Genomic DNA, 21,352 nt, shown 5'->3' on the forward strand with positions numbered 1-21,352 from the left:
ACTACATATGATTTTCCGGCTTCTAAACCTGTTACATTACCAAAATCAAGATCCCAATTACCTTTACTTTTATCAGCTTTTTTAGTTTCTGTTTTAACCGCTTTTGCTTCTCCAACTACTTGACCATCTTTAACTTCGTAGAGTTGTCCCGTTACATTATACTCTTTTCCTTCCGTTAATCCTTCATAGGTTATTGTATCTTTAACTTGTACACCTGTAGAACTTTCCGGTATTTCTATTGATTTTGTTGTAGTTGAACTTTGTCCATTTACTTTTACTGTTGTTTGTAACTTACCTTTTGGATCAATATGTTTAGTTTTATCTGTTACTGTAAGTTTATTTCCTTCTTCTTTTACAATATCAGTAGAATTTTTAGAAGTAACTTTTACATTACCATTACTTTCCACTTTAAATTTAATATCAGTAACAACCGTATGTCCTTCCGGTGCTGCTTCTTCATGGAAAGTATACTCACCTTCTGCTAAGCTAGATTTATGAGCTTCTTTTGCAGATGTCCAATTATCTATAACTTTTCCATCTTTTAAGATTTGAATTTTTGCTCCCGGTAATTCTTTTCCGGCTAAATCGACTTTACTAATTTCTACTTCTTTTATCGGTGTTGTTCTAAGTCGACCGGTAAGAATTGCTTGATATCCGGCTTTTCCTTTAACCCAAGCCGGTTTATAACCACGAAGTTCAAATTTATCCATAGGCACGGTGATTTTAGCTAAATCTTCACGTATCATATATAACGCTTTTTGCGCTTGCGGTGAATATTTATAGAATAAATATTGATTGGATTCTTTGTCGACTTTATATCCATCAGTGTAGCGCCATATTTCTTTTTGGATTAACCACCAAAAATCTTCCCTAGATCATCTTCATATTTTCCATTACAGATTATACCATATATTTTTTGATTTTACTACTAATAATATGAAATAAATATGAAATAATATTGTTTATGTAAATAAACCAAAAACAAAATAATAAATTGATAATCTATTTAAAAAAACAAGCACCATATTTTACAGTGTTATAACTATTAATCACATAAATCCATAAAAAAATTACTTTTAATTAATAATTCAAAAATTTTTACTAAAATTACGATTTTAATTAATATAACTCCCTTTTTAATCGTTTTCATTTACAGTTTTTATCAAATTATTAACAAAATTAATTTGAAATAAAAATTTTTCTATATCTTATATTTTAAATAGTTCTATTTATTCTTACAGCAGAACTTTTTCTTTTTTTGTTTATTTTAATTTTGCTAATAAGAGTAATTTTCTTTTATGTAAAATCTTCCGACCTTTTCTAATAGGAGAAAATCGCATTATTCAACAAAAAACACATAACCTTTGAAACTAAAAGTTATGTGCTTAATATTTGAAATTTTCTCCCTTTTTGGTTTAGTTTTAATATTTTTAATCTCTTTAAAACGATTTTTATTCATACTGTTATAAATTGTTAACTTTCTGCTTATATACGCCCTTTTTTATGAAGTAAAGGTCCTATTATTACTCTAAATAATGAATCCGCAATAATTATCCCGACCGCTAAACCGACGGCTCCATAAAAACTGTTTAAAAATATATGTGCTGAGTTTGAGTATTCATCAAGCAATAACGTTCTAAAAGCATCGTAAATCGTTACCCCCGGTACAACGGGTACAAGCCCCGGAATAAAGTAGACGGTTAAGGGCATTTTAAATTTAATGGCACAGATTTGACTGATATTGGCTAATAGTAGTGAACAGACTAAACTTGCCATAAAGACACTTTGACCGTGGCTCCACATCTCCCAATATCCGCACCAACCAATCGCCCCGATAACACCACCGGTTACTAAGGTTTTTTTAGGGACATCACATAAAATCGCAAATGATACCGAAGAGATAAAACTGAACACAAAATGATACAATAACAATAACATTATGCTGCTCCTCCTACCAATCTAAGAATAAAGTAAACCGTTACGATTCCCGCTCCCAGTGCAAAGGCAATACAAAACGTTTCGACGAATCTAATCATACCGGATAAATAATGCCTTGCCATAATATCACGCATTGAGTTAGTAATCGTAATCCCCGGTACAAGAGGAACTACCGCACCGACCATAGCAAATTTTAATGAAACACCGTTACAAAGTAAATATGTTACGTATCCTGCTGCTCCTCCTACAAAGGTACTGATATATTCTGAAATAAAAGGTGCTTTTAAATATCCTGCAACTCTTAAAAAAACGTAGTAAGCGACAACTCCGGCGATTCCTCCCGGAAAAACATCCCACCAACTACCTTCAAAGATAAGAACGATACTTCCACTTAAAATTCCGGCACATAAAATTTTAAACCATTCCGGAATTTTACTTTGTTCTTTTTCAACAATTTTTAAACTTTTATACATATCGACTAACCCGATTTTCCCGGCTGTATATGCCCTTGAGAGTGTATTAACAGCCGTTGTTTTGGTCAAGTTATATGTTCTGTCTTCCACACGACGAAAATCAGTTCCGACATCTTCGATTCTAACAAAAAGCCCCGAAAGAGTGACGTGGGTGTAATAAATATCCATTCTAGGATCGCCGATACCCTTTCGAATAATTCGCTCCATTGTATCTTCTATTCGATACACTTCCGCTCCATTTTCCATAAGAATTTTCCCAGCAAGTAATGCTGTTTTCATCAATAATTTTTCGTTCATAACAATTACCCATCTTAAAACAAAATGTTTTATAGTCCTTTCCTAGAATTTCAACAAACATATTATAGCATAAATATTTAACTAAAAATATAGTTTTGTTTAAAAATATTTTTTATTTAATATTGAGAATTTTTCAGATTTTATTAGTTGCCCTTAATATCTTTGCATATTGAAAAAAGCTAACTATACTTCTTTTAAAAATACTTATCAAAAACATTATTACGGCGTTATTTCTAAATTATTTAAAAATAAAATTTTATTTTATCAAAATTAAAGAATAAAAAAATCAACTTTAGGAAAATATTTTCCCTCAGTTGATTTATTTTATCGGTAATTCTATTTTAAATCTCATACCGTCTTTATATGGTAGAAAACTATAGTTCAACTCATAGCTTTCTAAAATATTTTTAACAATGTATATACCCAATCCCGTTCCCCTATTTTTAGCATTATCAAATACTTGAGTGCGATAGAATATTTTAAACAGATTATCCAATTCACTTTTCCCGAGTGCTTCACAAGTATTATCTATCACTAAATAATTATTTTGTAAGTGTATAGTTATCTCTCCGTAAAATTGCGTATATTTTACGGCATTTCCTATAATGTTTGATAATACTTTGCCGAACGCCTGTTTGTTCATCAGAATGGTTTTTTCTTCACAAAGTAGATTTTGAATTTTTAATTTTTTATTTAGATACATCTCTTCATAATTTTTTAGAATATTTTCTACCTCTTTTTTTACAAAGAGTTCTTCTTTATTTTCAGTCCATTCTTGAAATTTTGACGATTCCAAAATTTCTTTAAGCAGTTTGTCCATGTCATCAATAACGGAAATACTCTTTTTAAGATAAGTATTATGATTTTTATATTTTCCAATATTATAAAGCATACTTTCCTGCATAATTTTTAAACTGGTTAAAGGCGTTTTTAATTCATGAGAAGCACTTCGTAAAAAGTTAACCTTTTGTTCTTGAAGTTTTTCTATATTTTTATTTTTAGTTTTCAAAGTTTCGATAACAGCCAGCAATGTTTCATACAATTTATTAATATGTAATCCTACTTCTCCTATTTCATCTTTTTGAACTATATCAAATTTGGCATTAGGGTCTAATTTTTCCATTTTTTCCGTTACATCGGCAGCGTACAACAGGGGCCTAACCAATATTTTTGAATAAAAATAAGAAAATACTACTGAGAAAAACAAGGTATTTCCGACCACCGCCGGTAATGTTAATCGTAATGTTCTGGTGAATTTCTCTTTAACGTCTTTACTTAAGACAACTTGAACAGTAACACGGTATCCGTCGCTTGTTGTTAATGATCTTTCTTCTATTAATAATTGGTTATTTTCTCCCTTGTTTTCTATATCTAAATCATGAGTTAATTCGAACTTTCCGTTGTTTATATCTCTTTTTAAATGTGCTGTTAAATTTATATTTTTAGAGTAGGCTTCTAAAAACATTCGTACTTCGGAAATATTTTTACCGTTTAAACTTTGAACTAAAACATCAGCCCTTTCTCTTATCTCTCTTTTTTCCTGTTTAAGATATTCATTAGGGAATACACAATAAAAAATTGCATGTGCCAACAATGATATACTTCCTAAAATAGTTATTGTGTAAATAAAAGTTTTGGGAAAAATCTTCATATTCTTCATTATAATTTTATCTTATACCCCACATTCTTAACAGTTATTATGCAGTCTAATACTAGTTTCTTTCTTAAATTTTTTATGTAAACATCAATCACTCTTTCCAGCGGAATACCTTCGGCATCGCTCCAAGCATGTTCTATTATCTGTCTTCTGGTTAACACTTGATTCGGATAACGAAGCAATAATCTTAGTATATCCAATTCTTTTGGTTTTATATCAACATCACGTCCGGCATTGGTTGCGTTGTAACTGGTGAAGTCGACTATTGTTTCACCGTAAGACCATGTATCGTGTATGCCGTAGTGTCTAGTTAATAATGCTTTTACCCTTTTTTCGAGTAACGCCAAAGAAAATGGTTTTATTACATAGTCGTCAGCATCCAGATCAAAACAAATTAACTGTGTTTGTTCATCATTTAGTGCACTTAGTATTATGACCGGTATATTACTGGTTTTTCTAATTTCTTTTAATACTTCAAATCCATGCTTTTTCGGTAACATTAAATCTAAAATAATTAAATCTACAGTATTACTATTAAACAGTTTTAACCCCTGTTCGCCATTTTCTGCCAATAATACATTGTAATTTTCTTCTTTGAAAAACTCCGCTATTCCGTCTAAAATTATTTCTTCATTATCAATAATAAGTATATTCATATAGTCTTTCTCCAATCATAATATTATGGTTTGCTATCAACTATTTCAATATATCCTTTTTAAATTTATAACAGTATTATCGTATCACTTTATCTTAAAATTTTCAATCTTATCAGCAAAATTTCATATTTGTTTCATATAAAACATAACAATTTATTTTTTCATAACACCAATATATTTTTTAAACTTCACCTTATACTTACTCTCATTCTACAATAAAGGATTCTATATTACGTATTAAAACAAAATTTTCTCATTCTCGATATTTATTGTTCAATAAAGTAGTTTATAATATTAAAACTTCTTGCATTTCCTTATAAATTTTATCGGCGAAGTATTTCGATTGGTTCAGGAAAGCACTGTAAGAAAATTTCCACATAAAAAAGCACCCCGAATATCATTCGAGATGCCTTTGAACTTTACTTTATATTATCTTACACGGATATATACAGCCCCACTACCTACGCTTGCAGTGTTAAGTACTGTTTGATTTCCGTACCAACCGCCGTGAACTGCTTGACCGTTTCCTGCATATACGGCAATATGAGCTAACCCTATTCCCCCGTTAGCATAATAGATTAAGTCACCCGGTTGCGCTTGTGATGCCGGAACTACTGTTCCTAATTTCATGTATCCAGCCGGCCAGTCGTGGAAGTTAATTCCTACCGCTTTAAGTGCATTTGTTACCAACATCGTACAGTCTTGATATCTTCCTAATTGTGCTAAAGCTGCTTGATAAATCGCAGATCCTTTACTAGAAGATCTCACTGTTGCTGCCGGAGCAGGTGTTTTAGTTGTTGTTGTTTGAGCAACTGTTTTAGTTTGTGCTTTTGGTGCTTCTGCTTTTTTAACTTCTGTTTTTGGAGTTGCAGCCGCTTTTTCTTCAACTTTTGCTACAGTTTTAGTTGGAGTGCTTTCCACTACACTAGTTTTTGCTACAGTATTTTCCGCTTTTGCCGGAGCTGATTCAGTTACTTTTAATACTTCACCAACATAAATTAAGTTTGGATTAGAAACATTGTTTAATTGTACTAACTTATCTACTGATACTCCAAATTTAGTAGAAATTTTACCTAAAGTATCACCTAAAACTACTGTGTAGTATCCTTGTGATTTAGCTTTTGCTACTTGTGATACAGTTTCATTGTAAGTTAATTTATCTCCAGGGAAGATAAGTGAACTTGTAAGATTGTTATCTTTCATAAGTTGGTCAACTGTTGTTCCGTTGTTAATAGCAATATCCCAAAGTGTATCACCTTTTTTTACTGTATATGTATCCGCATCAGCTACTTGTGCCAATCCGAAAGCTACTGTCGATACTATTGCTGTTGTTGCTACTAATTTATGTAATTTACCCATCTGTTCTAAAATCTCCTTAAATTCATATTTGTGAATTCATATTCACTTTTATCAATTTTCTTAAATGTAATCTCAATTTCTAAATTTATAATTTCTTAACGTTTTTTCAAACCAATGTAGTAACATTGTATTATATATCTTTCACCTTTTCAATAGTTGTAACACTTTTGTAATAATAGTGATAATCTTCTGTTACATTGCTTGTGTTTCGTTACTTTACAGTAATTTGTTCTTATGAAAATAAATCACTTTTATTGCTTTCATGCAACATTTATTATATAGTAATATTGTAAATTGTACTGATTGGTCAATGATATATTATAAAATTACGGAGGATTATATATGTATGATTTCACCGCTTCAGCTTCTATCTTAAAGATATTTCTTTTATTTTTAGAAGGTGTACTATCATTTCTTTCCCCTTGTGTTATTCCTATTTTACCAATTTACATAGGAATTTTAGCCGGGAAAAAAGAAAAAAATATCCAAGGTGAATTAGTATTTAATAAACGCAATATTATTGTTAATACTTTATTTTTTGTTTTGGGAATCTCGACAACATTTTTTATACTCGCTTTTGCGACAAGTCGTATTAGTATCTTTTTAAATGATAATATTAAAATTCTACAAATTATCAGCGGTATTCTTATTATTTTTATGGGATTACTACAACTCGGTATTTTTAAAATAACCGCTTTGAACAGAGAATTTTCGATGAAAAATAAATTGGCACTAAAAAAAGGTAACACTACCCCGATCTTAGCATTTTTGATGGGCTTTACCTTTAGCTTTTCTTGGACACCTTGCATAGGCCCTATTTTAGCTAGTGTTTTCTTATATGCAAGTAGCCATACAGGAATTATGAGTATCGTTTTAGTTCTCGTATACTCACTCGGATTTATTTTACCGTTTATTCTTGTTGCATTTTTTGCGACACAATTACTTACAATCTTTAAGAAAAACGATAATATTTTAAAATACACATCTATTATCTCGGGTGTTATTCTTATTATTATCGGAATTTTAATTTTGAGCGGGTCTTTCGCAACAATTATGAGATATTTTAACTAACTATTTATAATGGAGGTTTAACTATGAAAAAGAAAATTTTACTTACTCTACTTATGTGCGGGTCGGTGATTTTAGCCGGTTGTTCGGCTGATAGTCCGAAAAATAATGATTCTGATAACAAGAACAGTTCCAATTCTCAAACTACAAAAAAAACTGAATCACAGGCTTTTGATTTCAGCGCTATGGATAAAGACGGTAATACCGTTAAACTTAGTAACTTTAAAGGAAAAAAGGTATATATTAATACGTGGGCAAGTTGGTGCGGCCCTTGCATTAAGGAAACTCCGGAATTAATCAACACCTACAATAAATTTAAAGATAAAACCGATTTTGCATTTCTATCAATGACGTCTCCAAACGACAGTTTATTTAAAAATGACAATCCCGGTGATAAGGATAAAGCTACTATTCTTGCAAAAGCTAAAGAGTTAGGTATTAATTATCCTATATTATTTGATGTAAATGACAGATTTTTTATTAATTACAGTATCCGCTCATTCCCAACTCATATTTTTATTAATAGTAACGGAACAATTAATAAAAAAATTACAGGTATGATTTCTAAGGAAGTATTAGAAAAAGAAATTAACGCTTTAGTATAAGTTATCAAATAAAACAGCGATGTGAATTATGAGATTATCTCAAAACACATCGCTGTTTTTTGCGGTTAGTTTTTTGCGGTTATATAATAAGCACATAGTATGAAAAAAGACGATTAATTATCGTCTCCTTTGTTAAATTTTATATTTATATAATCGTTTGTATATTTTATTCTATCAGGGTAAGAATTACTATAGTCTTCAAAATATTTTTTTTCATACTCTTCTAAATTCTTATTCTTTATCATTATTTCTCCATAGATATCTATTTTACTTTCGTTATTTTTAACCATTTTAACATCATTTTTTAGTATCTCTAATTTAGGGTGTATTTGTATATCTATGTTTGAATATATAATTTCTTTTATTTTTTCATCTTTTGATATTATGTTTATTGTTACTTTTATTAAATCAGCATTTTCGTATATTATTTTTTGTTTATATAACTCATTAAAATGACTATTTATATCTTTACTTGTTTTTAATTTTATTAAAAATAATTCTTCTGTATCTTTTATTTTTTCTATTTGCTCAATATTATATACTTTTGTGTTACCTATTAATTCGTTTGTTTTATCCTCACTTGTTTTATTGTTGGATTGATTTTTTTTGTTTGCACAGCCTGTTATTGATATTGTTATTAATAATATTGCTATAAAAAATATTTTAATATACTGACGAACCATATGAACCTACTCTTAATGTTATTGTATAATACTGTTTACGAATAGATGCCACTGTGCTTGCATCTGAGTACCCCGCTTTGTGGTATAGTGTATTTATTTCTTCTTTAGCATGAGCATTGTTTTTATTATTAACAATTCTAAAAATTAAACTAGTAATTAAAGTAAATGATGGTAATATTCCTATAATTTTGAAGTTTTCATATATAATAGTTCCCCCTTTAATTTATTTAATAAAGATACTTAATTTAATAATATCATGAAAAATCAATGATAACAATAGGAAAACACATTGTAATAAAGGAAAAGCTATTTTCTAAAAAATAAAAAGAAAATATGATAGAATAAAGAGATATGAGAAAGAAAAAATATCATAAAAATTAACAACATTTTAATGGAAATTGAAAAATTACTAAGTAGTATTTTGTTGTCTAGTATTTTATCTTTATTTTTTTCATACCCCTTATTTAACGCAGAACCAAAACAGCGATGTGAATTATGAGATTATCTCAAAACACATCGCTGTTTTTTATCACCTTTAATACTTTCGAGTGGAACAGAACTCTTAAAAGATTAATATAAAAAATTCAGGAAAATTTTCACAAATAACATTATATATCATCTGTTTAAAAAGGATAGAACTAACTTCTGGACTGTTTTTTTTTTAATCTCTATAAGAGTGTATTACTCTTATATATTTATTTCTCCAAATTTAATATATACTTAATCAGCATTTTTATTCATCTTTGTTAATATCATTTAAACTACCTTTAAATGGATGAGTTTTCTATTTTCTATTATCAATCTTATCTTCAAAAAGTTTTATTAATTTTTTCATCATTATATAGTTTTCTTTCGAATCAAAAGGTAAAATGTATTTGGTTGCTCGACTCTTACCAATTTTCACCAGGTAATTTTTTTTAATTAATTTTTCTAATGTAGTACGAGATGTTTGTGGAGTCATTTTAAATTTAGATATAAGAAGAGATTTATTAATATAACTGTTATTAACAACATACATCATCACTTCTTGTTCTAATTCAGTAAGGTCTTTAAAACTTTGGGTTATATCAATTTTCCATATTCTAATAATAGTTTTATCAAATCCCCTAAGAAGCTCAGGAGATTTTAATTTATATTTTTGTGCAGTTTTAAATATTTTAAATCCACCTGAAGCAGCTTTTTCCGAAATACCAATTTTTCTAAATAAATTTGCAATGACATGATTTCTTATTCTAGAAGTTTTTCCACTAATAAATTCCTCTATGCTAACTCTCATTTGCCCAGGATTTTCAAATTCATAGTAATCTGGGAAAAGTGTAATTTTTATTGGAAAATCTGAATCGTAAAGAGAATGCATTAATGAATTTACCAATGCTTCTCTAACAGATTCTTGTAAATCTCTTTTAAAAGGCAATCTTTGTTGTGTAGATTTATCTAAAACAAAAGGATCTTTTGAAGAGTCATATATTTTTTTTGTTACTACATTATAAAAATCATATATATTGTTTAAATTTTGAAACGACATGTCACCTGTAGATACCCTATCAATCCATCTATTATCAGAATTATTTTTCTCAAAATAATCTAATTGAAAAGAAGGAAATATCTCTAAAATAGAATTATATTTCCCAAACAAAAGCAAGGCTCCTTTGGTAGGTTTAGGTTTTTTATCACCTGTACGATCAACTCGATAAGCTCCTATGCTAATTAAGAATTCTTCATAAGTCATATATAAGTAATCTGTATTACCGGTTTTCTCTACAAGATTATTTCTATAATTTTCAATAGTTGCATCATTCATATCAGAGATATCAAAATGTTTTAGTATCTCCCCATCTGTTTCTTCTATTGAGTTTGAAAACAATATTTTCAAATCATCTTGGGTAGCACGTGTATCAGCAGAATTTCTGCGAATAAAAGTATTATTAATATCTCCATTTATAAATATAGGTTTTTGAAGATAGCTAGCCTCATCAATCGTAATTTTAATAATATTTTTATTATTAAGATTATAAGTTTCTACATGTTTATCTGTAAGAATATTTTTATTTGTTTTTTGTCGATCATTTACCATTGTGAAAAGATCTTGTTTTATCTTTTCAGGATTATCAACTCCCGTGATTTCATTGCTATTTTCATCATATCCTAATATTATAACCCCACCCTCTGTGTTAGAAAAAGATGAATAGGTCTCCCAAAAAGATTTTGGCAATTTATCTTTACTACATTTTTTAAATTCTATTTCGTTATTTTCACAAGAATTTATAATATCAATTATATTGTGCATAAACAAATCTCCTTTTTATTTTAACACGAAAAAAACATGAAAAACATGAGATAATCGTGTGTATGTTTGACTTTATTTTAAAAATAAACACGAAAAACCCCCGCAATATTTCCTATAATATTTCCCTAAAAATAATTTTCTTAATATTTTTTTCTTTGATGTAAAAACTTTCTGCAACTTTTATAATTCAATTATGTCAAAATACGTATTTCATATCTTAATATAACTATCCTATCTTCATATTTTTAGCACAAAACAACGTCATTGCAAATAATTTTTTCATGTCTTTTCACCATAATCAATACAGATTTATCTTAGTTAATTTATTAAAGTAATTTTCTCTACTTAATTATCCGTATTATTACAACTACAACATTCATATTTCTTAAGTATATACGTCAAAGTACCACTAAATATTAAAATATGTTTCACCGTTTTTCTTTCCTCTCTTGTTGCTTCCATCTACCTGTACTTTATATTGTATCGGATATTTGCTTTTTTGTATACTATAAAATTAGTATAAAGCGTGAATCCGCCCATACCCCTTATTTAACGCAGAACCAAAACAGCGATGTGAATTATGAGATTATCTCAAAACACATCGCTGTTTTTTATATTTAATTATTCTTATTACACGTCTATTAAATTAATTTTCTTTTATATATTTTTCATTTTTTGTATGGATAGTTAAACCTACTATATTTTTCTTATCAAATTTGAATATTAAACTAAAAATATAACCGAAGGCTAATGAACTTAAGAATGAAAATCCTGAGAATATAAACGGACTTTGTTTAGCGTATAGTGTGTAATCTTGGATATACCAACAAACTATTCCTGCCGCAAATAATCCGACCAACGCACCTACACCGTTAGCACGTTTTGTAAAAATTCCTAACGCAAATGTCCCCGCTAGCGGTACTCCCAATAACCCTGTATATTTCAAGAATAAATCCCAAGTTTCTTTTTGGTTTGTATTAACAAAGTACAACGCCGCTAATGTTCCGAAAATACCGGCTAAGATAATAATTATACGAGCAATTAAAACGTCTGTTTTTGCGTCTTTGCTGCAACCGAAGAAACGTTGCTTAATATCAACCGTGATACAAGCTGAAATAGAATTTAAGCTGGAAGCAATAGTTGATTGTGCAGCCGCTAAAATCGCCGCAATAACCAAGCCTGCCACCCCTGCCGGAAGGGCTGTCAGTATAAAGTAAGGAACTAATGCCGTTGTGTTTGCCGCTTTTCCAACAACTTCCGCATTCATAAAGTCCGGTAATTTTGTTACAGCGTGAGCCCCTTTGTAAAAACTGTACAATACTGTTCCCATTCCGTAAAATATCGGAATTGATATAAATGCAAGTAATCCATTTGTCCAAATAGATTTATTAGTTTCTTTTACTGACTCTGTTGTGCTGTAACGTTGAACAACGTCTTGAGAAGCTGTGTACTGTTGCAAATTGTTGAATATTGATCCTATAAATATAATAGGAATAGTCGATGCTGTAAATGACCAGCTAAATTTTTCCGAGATTACAATCTTACCGTTAGCAACAGCGTCGCTTGCAACATGAGAAAAGCCGCCAACTTGATATATTCCGAGAACAATAACTAAAACAGCACCTCCCAACAAAATAATACCTTGAATAACATCCGTCCAAATAACTCCTTCTACTCCACCTAAAAATGAATAAATTACACAAAGAAGTCCAATTACCGCACACACTAAATAAGGACTGATAGTAGATACTGATGTAATAGCTACCGTCGGTAAATAAATAACTATTGCAACTCTTCCTATATGAAACAGCGAAAATAAGACACTTCCTATTACTCTCATACTAGGATTAAAACGTGCTTCTAAATATTCGTAAGCTGTTGTAACATTTAATTTTCTAAAAAATGGAACATAATAATGAATTAGGATGGGAATAATCGCTATAATCGCAAAATTTCCGGCTGCATATGTCCAATCTCCATTAAATGCTTTTTCCGGTGTTGCCATAAACGTAATGGCTGATAATGTCGTCGCATAAATCGAAAAACCTACCGCCCATGACGGAATACTACCACCTGCCTTAAAAAATTCATCTGTGCTGGAACCTGCTTTTTTAGTAAAATACACTCCAACACCCAGCATTGCCAGTAAATACACCACCAGCATAATACCGTTAAGAGTACCAAAACCGACTTTTTCCATAGATTAATTCCTCCACTTTTTTAAAATTATAAGTTATAGTCTTTTACCAACTGTTCTACTTCTTTAAGTTTTTCAGGGGCAAATACTTTCATCGGTTGTTTACAGTAACCGGCATCGATACCTTTTACTTTTAAAATTTCTTTTAATGTTTGATAAAGCCCAAGTTCTAAAACTTTTTCAATCACATCGTTAGCTTGATGTTGAAGTTCGTATGCTTCTGCAACTTTTCCGGCTTTTGCCAAGTCGAAAATTTTTCTACTAGTTTTCCCGTTTACATTATACGTAGAACCTATAGCCCCATCAACGCCTGACACTACAGCTTGTACCAACATTTCATCAAATCCTGACCAAATTAATTTATTAGGGAATCTTCTTCTGAAACGTTCTAATTGATAAAAGTCCGCCGCTGTATATTTAACACCGATTACTTTTTCATTATCCAAAAGTTCAGCGAATTGGTCTAAGCTGATTTTTACCCCTGTTAATGTTGGGATATAATATAAAATCATTGTATTTTCTGTTGCATTGATAATAGTTTCGTAATAATGTTTTACTTCGGCAAATGATAACGGATAGTAAAACGGTGTTACCGCCGATAGTGAATCGTAACCCAAGTCGGTTGCATATTTTGCAAGTTCTACCGCTTCGTTTAAGTCAAGTGAACCGATTTGAGCGATTAATTTTACTCTACTTCCTACAACTTCTTTTACAAATTTAAAAATTTGCTTTTTCTGTGTTGTATTTAATAAGAAATTTTCGCCGCTGCTTCCATTAACATATAAACCATCTACCTTTGATACTTCGATATTGTACTCAATAACTTGTCTTAATCCGTCTTCTTTAATGTTTCCATTTTCGTCAAATGGAATTAATAATGCTGAGTATATACCTTTTAAATCTTTCATTTTAGATTCTCCTTGTTTTAAATTTTATTTAACACATTAAATTTTAATACATTTATATTATAAAACGCTTACTTTTGTTTTGTCAAGAACTATTTTTGAAAAATAAGATGTTTAACGACACTTACAGCCAATTTTATTTTAATATTAACACTTTACAAACGTTCTAACTCTATTGTAAAATTAAAGTGCAAGTTATTTAACACGTTGATTAAAATACAAAAATAAAATTTATTTAGGAGATATTCTCATGAACAAAAAATTATTTTGGAAAAACATCGGAAAAGTTCCGGCACAAAAAGATCAACGGGAAAATATCGGGACTGCCGGTTTGATAAAGGGTACTATTAATGATTATTTAATAATAGGCGGCGGGGCTAACTTCCCCAACGGAACTCCTATTGAAAATGGCACAAAGGTTATTTATTCCGACATTTATCTTTATAAAGAAATTGACGGTAACTTAAAACTGATTGAACAAACTGATTTCCCTTTTAAAACTGCCTATGGTGCAACGGCACAAACTAAAAACACTCTTTACTACATAGGAATGGAAAATAAAACTTCATCAAAAATTATTAAAATTTCTATACAAAATGAAAAGTTATTTTTTGAGGAGTTATATACTCTACCGTTTTCGGTAGAAAATATTATCGCTGAAGTTTTGGGTGATTATTTATATTTTGGTATCGGTTCTATCAACGGTACTAACAGTAACGAACTTTATCGTTATTGTTTAAAAGACGGCTGTTTTGAGGTTATTTCAAACTTTCCGGGATTACCACGTTCACAAGCTATATCTTATGCCGTGGAAAATTCACTTATTATTTACGGCGGCGGGGCGAGCGTTACTTATAATGACGGGTTTAGTTTTGATACCAAAACTCTTACTTGGAACAATCTTTCTCCTGTTGTTATCAACGATGAAGAATTATCTCTACTCGGTGCAGATCGAACACTTCTTAACGAAAATGAACTTCTTATTATCGGCGGTTTTAATAAAGATGTTTGGAAAGAAGCCACTTATAATCTCAACACTTTAACGGGTGATGCGCGTGCTGAGTACAGAACAAAATACTTCACCATGCCGGTAGAAGATTATCATTGGAATAAAAAAGAATTAATTTATAATTTCGCCGAAGATAAATGGTACAAATTAGGGGAAATAAATTTTTATGCACCCTGTGGGCATGCCCTTCTTTCAACAAAAAAATATATTTATTCGATTATGGGCGAGATAAAACCTGCCGTCCGTTCACCATTTATTCAACAATGTAAAAAATAATTTTTAATTCACACCTATAATTTACACAAAAACACAGGAATACATATACTATCACCTAAAGTTAGACAAAAGGAATCTAACTTTAGAAAATAAGTTTATATTATCCTGTGTTTTTATCTTAATTAATTTTTTATTTTTTAAACTTTAAGAACTCAATTTTACTACGCTCTATCATAACTACCGATTAAAAACATTTCTCCTACCAGTTCATAATTACTGCAAGCTGTCGTCAGTATAAAACTGTCACCTTTTTTTAACGAAAAAGTTTGCCCATCAATTTTTATCACACCGGCTCCATTTAAGACTGTAAAAAGATTGCCTGTTTTATTTTTTTCAAGCTCAGTCTTACCGTCTAATTCTATTTTATAAACACCGAAATAACGTTCTTGAGCTAAGTTTGTAATTATGGCATCTTCTTTTATCGTTTTTGTATAATCAGGTACTATCTTTTTGAACGGTACTGTTGTTGTTGCTTTTGTTTTCTCGATATGAAGTTCACGCTTATTACCGTTTTTATCTACTCTGTCATAATCATAAACCCGGTAGGTTGTATCTGAATTTTGCTGTACTTCATAAATTAAAATCCCGCCACCTATCGCATGTAACGTTCCTGCCGGAATATAAAAGAAATCACCTTTTTTAACATTTTCTTTTACAAATAATTTATCCCATTCTTTATTGTCGATTTTTTTATTAAATTCTTCGTGATTTTTTGCTGTATGCCCATAAATTAACTGAGAATTTTTTTCGGCATCAAGAACATACCAACACTCTGTTTTTCCCAGTTCACCATTTTCGTATTTTTTGGCATAGTTATCATCGGGATGAACTTGAACTGATAATTCATCACTTGCATCTAATATTTTTATAAGCAATGGAAATTTTTCATACTGTTTTTGAGTAAAAAGTTTATAATCTTCTTTATACGCTTCTTTTAAGGTTTTGCCGCTATATTTCCCGTTTATTATAAGCGAACTGCCGTTATCATGTGCCGCAATCACCCATGCTTCACCGATTTTTCCGGCAGGCAGATTATAGCCGAACTGCTCTAAGTTTCTCCCACCCCAAAGCCGCTCACAAAGAACAGGTTTTAAAAATAATATTTTATCCATGCCAACCTCCTTAATATATCTATTTGTATTAATTCCGAAATTTTTAGCATCTGTAATGCGTAATAACCCGTAGAAGTAAGATATGCAAGGCTACTCTAATATTTACGAACAAAGCGAGTAAAAATTAGCAAGTAGCTACTGCTTTAGAATTTATCATAGCACAGTATAAAAAAAATTCAAAGGGAAAATAAGGTTTTTGGAAATATTTATTTTAAAACATTAAATTTTATGTTAAGATATTTGTTGTATAAAATATTAAAAGGCAGGTAAAATTATGCTATTAGGAATCGACATTGGCGGAACAAGTATTAAATTCGCCGTTTTTGATAATAACTACGAGATTATTCACTATGAAACTTGTAAAACTCCGGATAATACTACGGTGAAAATTACCGATGAAATGTACCGTGTTGCGAGTATTATACGTGAAAAATATAACTTTAGTGCAGTAGGTATTTCTTCGGCAGGAGTTATTGATAATATAGCTATGAAAGTTATCAGTGCTGCCCCGACAATTAAAAATTATGTCGGCACTAATTTCAAACGTGAATTTGGAGATAAATTAGGTGTTGACGTTTACGTTGATAACGACGTTAACTGTGTCTTACTCGGTGAACAGTGGCTCGGTTGTGCTAAAGGGCTTGACGAAGTTTTCTGTGTGGCTCTCGGAACGGGTATCGGCGGTGCTTATTATCTTGATAAACTTCCTATGGGTTCGCAGTTTAGTGTCGGAGAAATCGGTCAATCTGTCTATGATTTTGATACTGAAACTACTTATGAACAACGTGCTTCGACAATTGCTCTTGATAAAAAAATCAAAACTGAAATCTGTGATACTCTTAATGTTATTGATTTTTTTGAACTTTGTAAACAAGAAGATGCCAAGGCTTTAAAAGTTCTTGATGAGTGGTTATTTGAACTTGCTCGTGGTATAGTAAATCTCTTTGTAATATTAGATCCTAAATATTTAATTATCGGTGGAGCTATTTCCGCTCAAAAAGATTACCTATTAAATAAAATCGAAGAAAAAGTACGTGAGCTTAATCCTATAAAAGTCGGTAAGACAAAATTTTTAACAGCTACTTTAGGAAATGATGCCGCTCTTTACGGAGCGATCAGTCCTTTTGTTAAAAAATAATATTTTTATACCTTGCGATATTCTCGTAAGGTTTTTTATAAATTAATTTCCTGTGACGATAATTAAAAATACCCGCCAGTTTTACCAATATTTCAAATTTTATCTTTACAAATTATCACTATGATGATACAATCAAAATAAGTTAACACATTAAATTTAATATAGCTACGGAGAACAAAATGAAAAAATATGAAAAAATTATTAACGATATTATTCTAAAAATAAAAACCGGTATTTTTAAAGAGGGGGAGCAACTTTACACCGAAAGAGAAATTAAAGAAATTTACAATGTCAGTTCTACTACCGCCGTCCGTGTCCTGAACGAATTGGAGGTTACGGGGTATATATTTAGAGTCCAAGGTAAAGGGAGTTTCGTAAATAAAACGCTTGTTAACAAACGTGTTTATTTGACAGAAACCAATAATTTCAACAAAATATTTAAAGAAGCTGTTGCTGAGCGTTCTGAAGTCATTGATGTTCAGCTGGTTCAAGATAAAGAACTTTGTTCAAAATTGCAACTTAAAAACCAAAAGTTACTAAAGGTAACTCGTATTAAATATATCGGTACTACTCCTTGGGCTTATCAAACCAATTACATTCCGATAAAATATTTACCCAATATTAATATAACCGATATTGATAATTTTAGAGAATTAGCAACAATGATTCGTAAGGAGTATCGCATTGATATTCATCAGGAAAAATCTAAAAAAACTATGAAAGTTATTACCGATGTTCCTGATGAAATCTCTAAATATATAGCTCCTAACGGTGAACCTTGTTTCGAATTTGACAGATATACTTATTTTTCTGACGGAAAAATTTTTGAATATGTGAAAATATATATTAACTACAAATATTATAGCATTACTATAAAAGACTAAAAGTCTTAAGAATGGAGTTTTGTATGACTAAAAAAGAAGAATTGTTAAAAAAAATAAAAAATGGCATTATCGTTTCATGTCAAGCACTACCCGGTGAACCGCTTTTTGTCGAAAAAGGTGGAATCATGCAGCTAATGGCACTTGCCGCAAAACAAGCGGGTGCTGTAGGCATCCGTGCCCAAGGCGTTCAAGATATTATGCAAATTAAAAAAATGGTAGATTTACCTATAATCGGTATTATTAAACAAAGTTATGACGGAATGGAACAATTTATCACAGCTACTATGAAAGAAGTTGATGATCTTGTTAAAACCGGATGCGAAATTATCGCTCTTGATTGTACTTTAAGACCTAGATTTGACGGAACTACGGTTAATGATTTTGTTGCTGAAATAAAAGAAAAATACCCGGATATTATTTTAATGGCAGATATTGCTACTTTAGAAGATGGTATTAATGCTGAAAAATTAGGTGTTGATTTCGTCGGAACAACGCTGAGCGGCTATACCGAAAATACAAAAAACCGCCCCGACGAAGTTGATTTAGAATTAATAAAAAATCTTTCAAATACTATTTCCATTCCGGTTATTGCGGAAGGCCGAATTCATTATCCACACCATGCAAAAGAAGCACTCGAAGCGGGAGCTTTTTGCGTAGTCGTCGGCGGAGCGATTACCCGCCCAAAAGAAATTGCTCAACGTTTTGTTAATGCCGTTAAGTAAAGAAAATTCTATATTTGTTTAAAATTTTCTTACATTGCATAAAATAATTTATAAAATTAAAACGGGAATAACTCAAAAATCATAATTTTTTAAAATAAGATTTTATCAAGATGCTCCCGCAAAATTTACCGGTTGTTCAAAAGACTTATTTGAACACCGGCAAATTAATGTTATAAGTATTTTTATACAAAATATCAGACCGTTTTTTTAAAAATTTAGAACCCTGTTTTATTTTTTATATATTTTAATTTTCGGCTATCCAAACGAAAATATTTACTATCTATTTAACAAACATATATTTCGCTCCTTTTAACTTAATTGTTTCAATAAGACGATAGGCGTTGCTTTTAGATATCTTTAAGTTTTTTGCGGTTTCTTTAACGTTTAATGTTTTTAAGTAAGCCAAGAAAAACTTCTTTTCCTTAGGGGACAACACTTCAAGAAAACCGTTATAAAACTCAAATTTAACCATATCCATATTTGGTGAAATGAACAGCTTAGAATTTTCCACAAAATCAAAAGCAACCTCTTTTTTACGATTACGGCGACGAATTTCATCAATAATTTTCCTTTTTATCGCAACATAAGCAAAACGTTCAAAATCTTGTTTTTCTATCTCCCCTTCTTCCAAAATTAAAAAACTTACAAGTAATCCTTCTAAACCGAAAGTGTAAAATTCATCTCTGAGATTTACCGGAATATTAAGTTTCCTTAAAGCTATGGTAATGAGCGAACTATGTTCTTCTACAACCTCCAAAAACCTAGATTCTTGTTCATCAGATAACGCATAATTTTTCATATACTTATCCTCCCTTATAAAAATAAAATATTGAAGTTATCCCTTCATATACTAAACCTTAAAAATCCTTTACTCTGTAACAAAAATTTTATAATTTTTTAGAAATACTTTTAATTTTTGTAATATTTTATCACGTCTTCTTTTAATATCCATCGCATTAGTTTTCTCTTTTTTAGCTACCGCTCTTAGCGAGTAATCTGCAAAAAACAAATAATAAATCAAACGTCGTTCATTTCCGGTAAGTTTTAACAAGGCATGACGAAGTGCTTGGAGAATTATTTTTCTTTCAAGGTTATCGTAGGGGGACGGAGTAGTCGCCTTTAACAACTCAATCCCATTTTGATTTTCGTTATCAAAACTTTCCATATTAATCAATCCATGGCGGATATTTTCTTTGAACAAATAACGCTCCCTATTTAAAATTTTTTTTAATGCTTTATAAACATCATCTTCAACAGTTACTTTTTCTTTATTAACATAGATATATTTTGTCATAATTATTCCTCTCCTATAAGACACTTCAATAAAAGGGCAAACAAGAATACTAGGGAATACCATTATATAGCAAAAATTAAAGATAATCACAAAAAATTTAACAAAACATATAACTTTTAATTGAAATAATTAATTTCTTCTTCAAATAAAAGCCGAGTTGATGTTAACGATGACCTATTAAAACAATTTCTAAATATTGATAAATAATAATTATGTTTTGATTTAATGGCAGTTATTGTTTAACCGTAGCCGATTTGGGTCCATACAAATAAGGGACATGGAATATATCCATGCCCCACAGAAATTTTTTGGAGGAGTATTTATAAATTACATAATTTTTACTATCTTAAGTAAATATTTTACTTATCAGATAATCTTTTTCTTACAGCTAAGCCGATTAAAGATATTAATCCTAATCCTAATGCTGTATTTTGAGTTGTATTTAACCCTGTATTCGGTAAAGTTTTACCTTGTGATAGATCCGTACCCGAGTGTGTTGGTGCTGATTTCTCCGGCGTTTCTTCTTTTACTTTTTTAAAGTAATGTGTTGTTATTCCGTCTTTTTTCAAAGTTTTATCAAAAGTATATCCTTTTATCTCTCCTGCTTTTAGTTCACCTACTTCTGATGATTTTAGTTCTTTTCCATTTTCATCTACCCAGCGTGTTACTTTTAATTCCGATTTTTGTTCTGCTAAGTCTTTAATTCCGTCTTGCGGAGTTGATGTTGCCGGCGGGGTGTTCGGTTTATCTGACGGTTTGTCCGGTTTTGGCATGTCTGGTTTCGGCATATCC

Annotated in this window: 20 protein-coding genes; 6 read left to right on the forward strand and 14 right to left on the reverse strand. The window is 30.4% G+C overall.

Annotated elements, in window-relative coordinates; all coding sequences use genetic code 11:
• The 6 genes from HMPREF1983_RS03425 to HMPREF1983_RS03450 all read right to left on the reverse strand — a co-directional run.
• A partial coding sequence (locus HMPREF1983_RS03425; RefSeq protein WP_342663630.1) for a thioester-forming surface-anchored protein occupies nucleotides 1–851 on the reverse strand: 851 nt, incomplete at its 3' end.
• 634 nt (nucleotides 852–1,485) lie between these two features.
• Nucleotides 1,486–1,938 carry a threonine/serine exporter family protein gene (locus HMPREF1983_RS03430; RefSeq protein ID WP_021752904.1) on the reverse strand — a complete coding sequence of 151 codons (453 nt, stop codon included), beginning with the start codon at nucleotides 1,936–1,938 and terminating at the stop codon, nucleotides 1,486–1,488.
• A complete protein-coding gene (locus HMPREF1983_RS03435) occupies nucleotides 1,938–2,708 on the reverse strand; it encodes a threonine/serine exporter family protein (RefSeq protein ID WP_021752905.1) in 771 nt (256 codons plus the stop codon). The genes HMPREF1983_RS03430 and HMPREF1983_RS03435 overlap by 1 nt, the downstream gene beginning before the upstream one ends.
• Nucleotides 2,709–3,027: 319 nt before the next feature.
• Complete coding sequence (locus tag HMPREF1983_RS03440) at nucleotides 3,028–4,368, reverse strand: sensor histidine kinase (RefSeq protein WP_021752906.1); 1,341 nt, start codon at nucleotides 4,366–4,368, stop codon at nucleotides 3,028–3,030.
• Nucleotides 4,368–5,021 (reverse strand): response regulator transcription factor, encoded by a 654-nt coding sequence (locus HMPREF1983_RS03445; protein WP_021752907.1) that lies wholly within the window; start codon nucleotides 5,019–5,021, stop codon nucleotides 4,368–4,370. Before HMPREF1983_RS03445 ends, HMPREF1983_RS03440 begins: the two co-directional genes overlap by 1 nt.
• A 429-nt stretch (nucleotides 5,022–5,450) precedes the next feature.
• Nucleotides 5,451–6,380 carry a LysM peptidoglycan-binding domain-containing protein gene (locus HMPREF1983_RS03450; RefSeq protein WP_021752908.1) on the reverse strand — a complete coding sequence of 310 codons (930 nt, stop codon included), beginning with the start codon at nucleotides 6,378–6,380 and terminating at the stop codon, nucleotides 5,451–5,453.
• Between the two features lie 342 nt (nucleotides 6,381–6,722).
• Here HMPREF1983_RS03450 and HMPREF1983_RS03455 point away from each other — a divergent pair, with 342 nt between their 5' ends.
• Complete coding sequence (locus HMPREF1983_RS03455) at nucleotides 6,723–7,451, forward strand: cytochrome c biogenesis CcdA family protein (protein ID WP_021752909.1); 729 nt, start codon at nucleotides 6,723–6,725, stop codon at nucleotides 7,449–7,451.
• Nucleotides 7,452–7,474: 23 nt separating this feature from the next.
• Complete coding sequence (locus tag HMPREF1983_RS03460; RefSeq protein ID WP_021752910.1) at nucleotides 7,475–8,053, forward strand: TlpA disulfide reductase family protein; 579 nt, start codon at nucleotides 7,475–7,477, stop codon at nucleotides 8,051–8,053.
• A 113-nt stretch (nucleotides 8,054–8,166) separates the two neighbouring features.
• Here the strand turns inward: HMPREF1983_RS03460 and HMPREF1983_RS03465 are convergent, their stop codons facing one another.
• From HMPREF1983_RS03465 to HMPREF1983_RS03480, 4 genes are all read right to left on the reverse strand, one after another.
• The gene (locus HMPREF1983_RS03465) at nucleotides 8,167–8,736 is read right to left on the reverse strand and encodes a hypothetical protein (protein WP_021752911.1); all 570 of its coding nucleotides are present in this window, start codon (nucleotides 8,734–8,736) and stop codon (nucleotides 8,167–8,169) included.
• Nucleotides 8,737–9,520: 784 nt separating this feature from the next.
• Nucleotides 9,521–11,023, reverse strand: a complete 1,503-nt coding sequence (locus HMPREF1983_RS03470) for an ATP-binding protein (protein ID WP_021752912.1) — start codon at nucleotides 11,021–11,023, stop codon at nucleotides 9,521–9,523.
• Nucleotides 11,024–11,669: 646 nt separating this feature from the next.
• Nucleotides 11,670–13,223, reverse strand: a complete 1,554-nt coding sequence (locus tag HMPREF1983_RS03475) for a sodium:solute symporter family protein (RefSeq protein WP_021752913.1) — start codon at nucleotides 13,221–13,223, stop codon at nucleotides 11,670–11,672.
• 26 nt (nucleotides 13,224–13,249) lie between these two features.
• Nucleotides 13,250–14,128 carry an N-acetylneuraminate lyase gene (locus HMPREF1983_RS03480; RefSeq protein ID WP_021752914.1) on the reverse strand — a complete coding sequence of 293 codons (879 nt, stop codon included), beginning with the start codon at nucleotides 14,126–14,128 and terminating at the stop codon, nucleotides 13,250–13,252.
• Between the two features lie 247 nt (nucleotides 14,129–14,375).
• Between HMPREF1983_RS03480 and HMPREF1983_RS03485 the strand changes: the two genes are divergently transcribed.
• Complete coding sequence (locus tag HMPREF1983_RS03485; protein ID WP_021752915.1) at nucleotides 14,376–15,410, forward strand: cyclically-permuted mutarotase family protein; 1,035 nt, start codon at nucleotides 14,376–14,378, stop codon at nucleotides 15,408–15,410.
• A 161-nt stretch (nucleotides 15,411–15,571) separates the two neighbouring features.
• Here HMPREF1983_RS03485 and manA read toward each other — a convergent pair whose 3' ends face one another.
• The gene (gene manA / locus HMPREF1983_RS03490) at nucleotides 15,572–16,522 is read right to left on the reverse strand and encodes a mannose-6-phosphate isomerase, class I (RefSeq protein WP_021752916.1); all 951 of its coding nucleotides are present in this window, start codon (nucleotides 16,520–16,522) and stop codon (nucleotides 15,572–15,574) included.
• 274 nt (nucleotides 16,523–16,796) lie between these two features.
• On the opposite strand from manA, the gene HMPREF1983_RS03495 reads away from it, so the two are divergent.
• The 3 genes from HMPREF1983_RS03495 (at nucleotide 16,797) to HMPREF1983_RS03505 (ending at nucleotide 19,266) form a co-directional block, all read left to right on the forward strand.
• Nucleotides 16,797–17,660 carry an ROK family protein gene (locus tag HMPREF1983_RS03495; RefSeq protein ID WP_021752917.1) on the forward strand — a complete coding sequence of 288 codons (864 nt, stop codon included), beginning with the start codon at nucleotides 16,797–16,799 and terminating at the stop codon, nucleotides 17,658–17,660.
• Nucleotides 17,661–17,839: 179 nt separating this feature from the next.
• Nucleotides 17,840–18,544, forward strand: coding sequence for a GntR family transcriptional regulator (locus HMPREF1983_RS03500; protein WP_021752918.1), 705 nt, complete (start codon nucleotides 17,840–17,842; stop codon nucleotides 18,542–18,544).
• A 23-nt stretch (nucleotides 18,545–18,567) separates the two neighbouring features.
• Nucleotides 18,568–19,266 carry an N-acetylmannosamine-6-phosphate 2-epimerase gene (locus HMPREF1983_RS03505; RefSeq protein WP_040460921.1) on the forward strand — a complete coding sequence of 233 codons (699 nt, stop codon included), beginning with the start codon at nucleotides 18,568–18,570 and terminating at the stop codon, nucleotides 19,264–19,266.
• 280 nt (nucleotides 19,267–19,546) lie between these two features.
• Here the strand turns inward: HMPREF1983_RS03505 and HMPREF1983_RS03510 are convergent, their stop codons facing one another.
• The 3 genes from HMPREF1983_RS03510 to HMPREF1983_RS03520 all read right to left on the reverse strand — a co-directional run.
• The gene (locus HMPREF1983_RS03510) at nucleotides 19,547–20,065 is read right to left on the reverse strand and encodes a sigma-70 family RNA polymerase sigma factor (RefSeq protein ID WP_021752920.1); all 519 of its coding nucleotides are present in this window, start codon (nucleotides 20,063–20,065) and stop codon (nucleotides 19,547–19,549) included.
• Nucleotides 20,066–20,134: 69 nt separating this feature from the next.
• Nucleotides 20,135–20,560 (reverse strand): sigma-70 RNA polymerase sigma factor region 4 domain-containing protein, encoded by a 426-nt coding sequence (locus HMPREF1983_RS03515; RefSeq protein WP_040460923.1) that lies wholly within the window; start codon nucleotides 20,558–20,560, stop codon nucleotides 20,135–20,137.
• A gap of 359 nt (nucleotides 20,561–20,919) precedes the next feature.
• Nucleotides 20,920–21,352: LPXTG cell wall anchor domain-containing protein (locus HMPREF1983_RS03520; protein WP_021752922.1), on the reverse strand; the 433-nt coding region annotated here is incomplete at its 5' end.

This window comes from Gemella bergeri ATCC 700627, from assembly GCF_000469465.1.
GTDB classification, from domain to species: Bacteria; Bacillota; Bacilli; order Staphylococcales; family Gemellaceae; genus Gemella; species Gemella bergeri.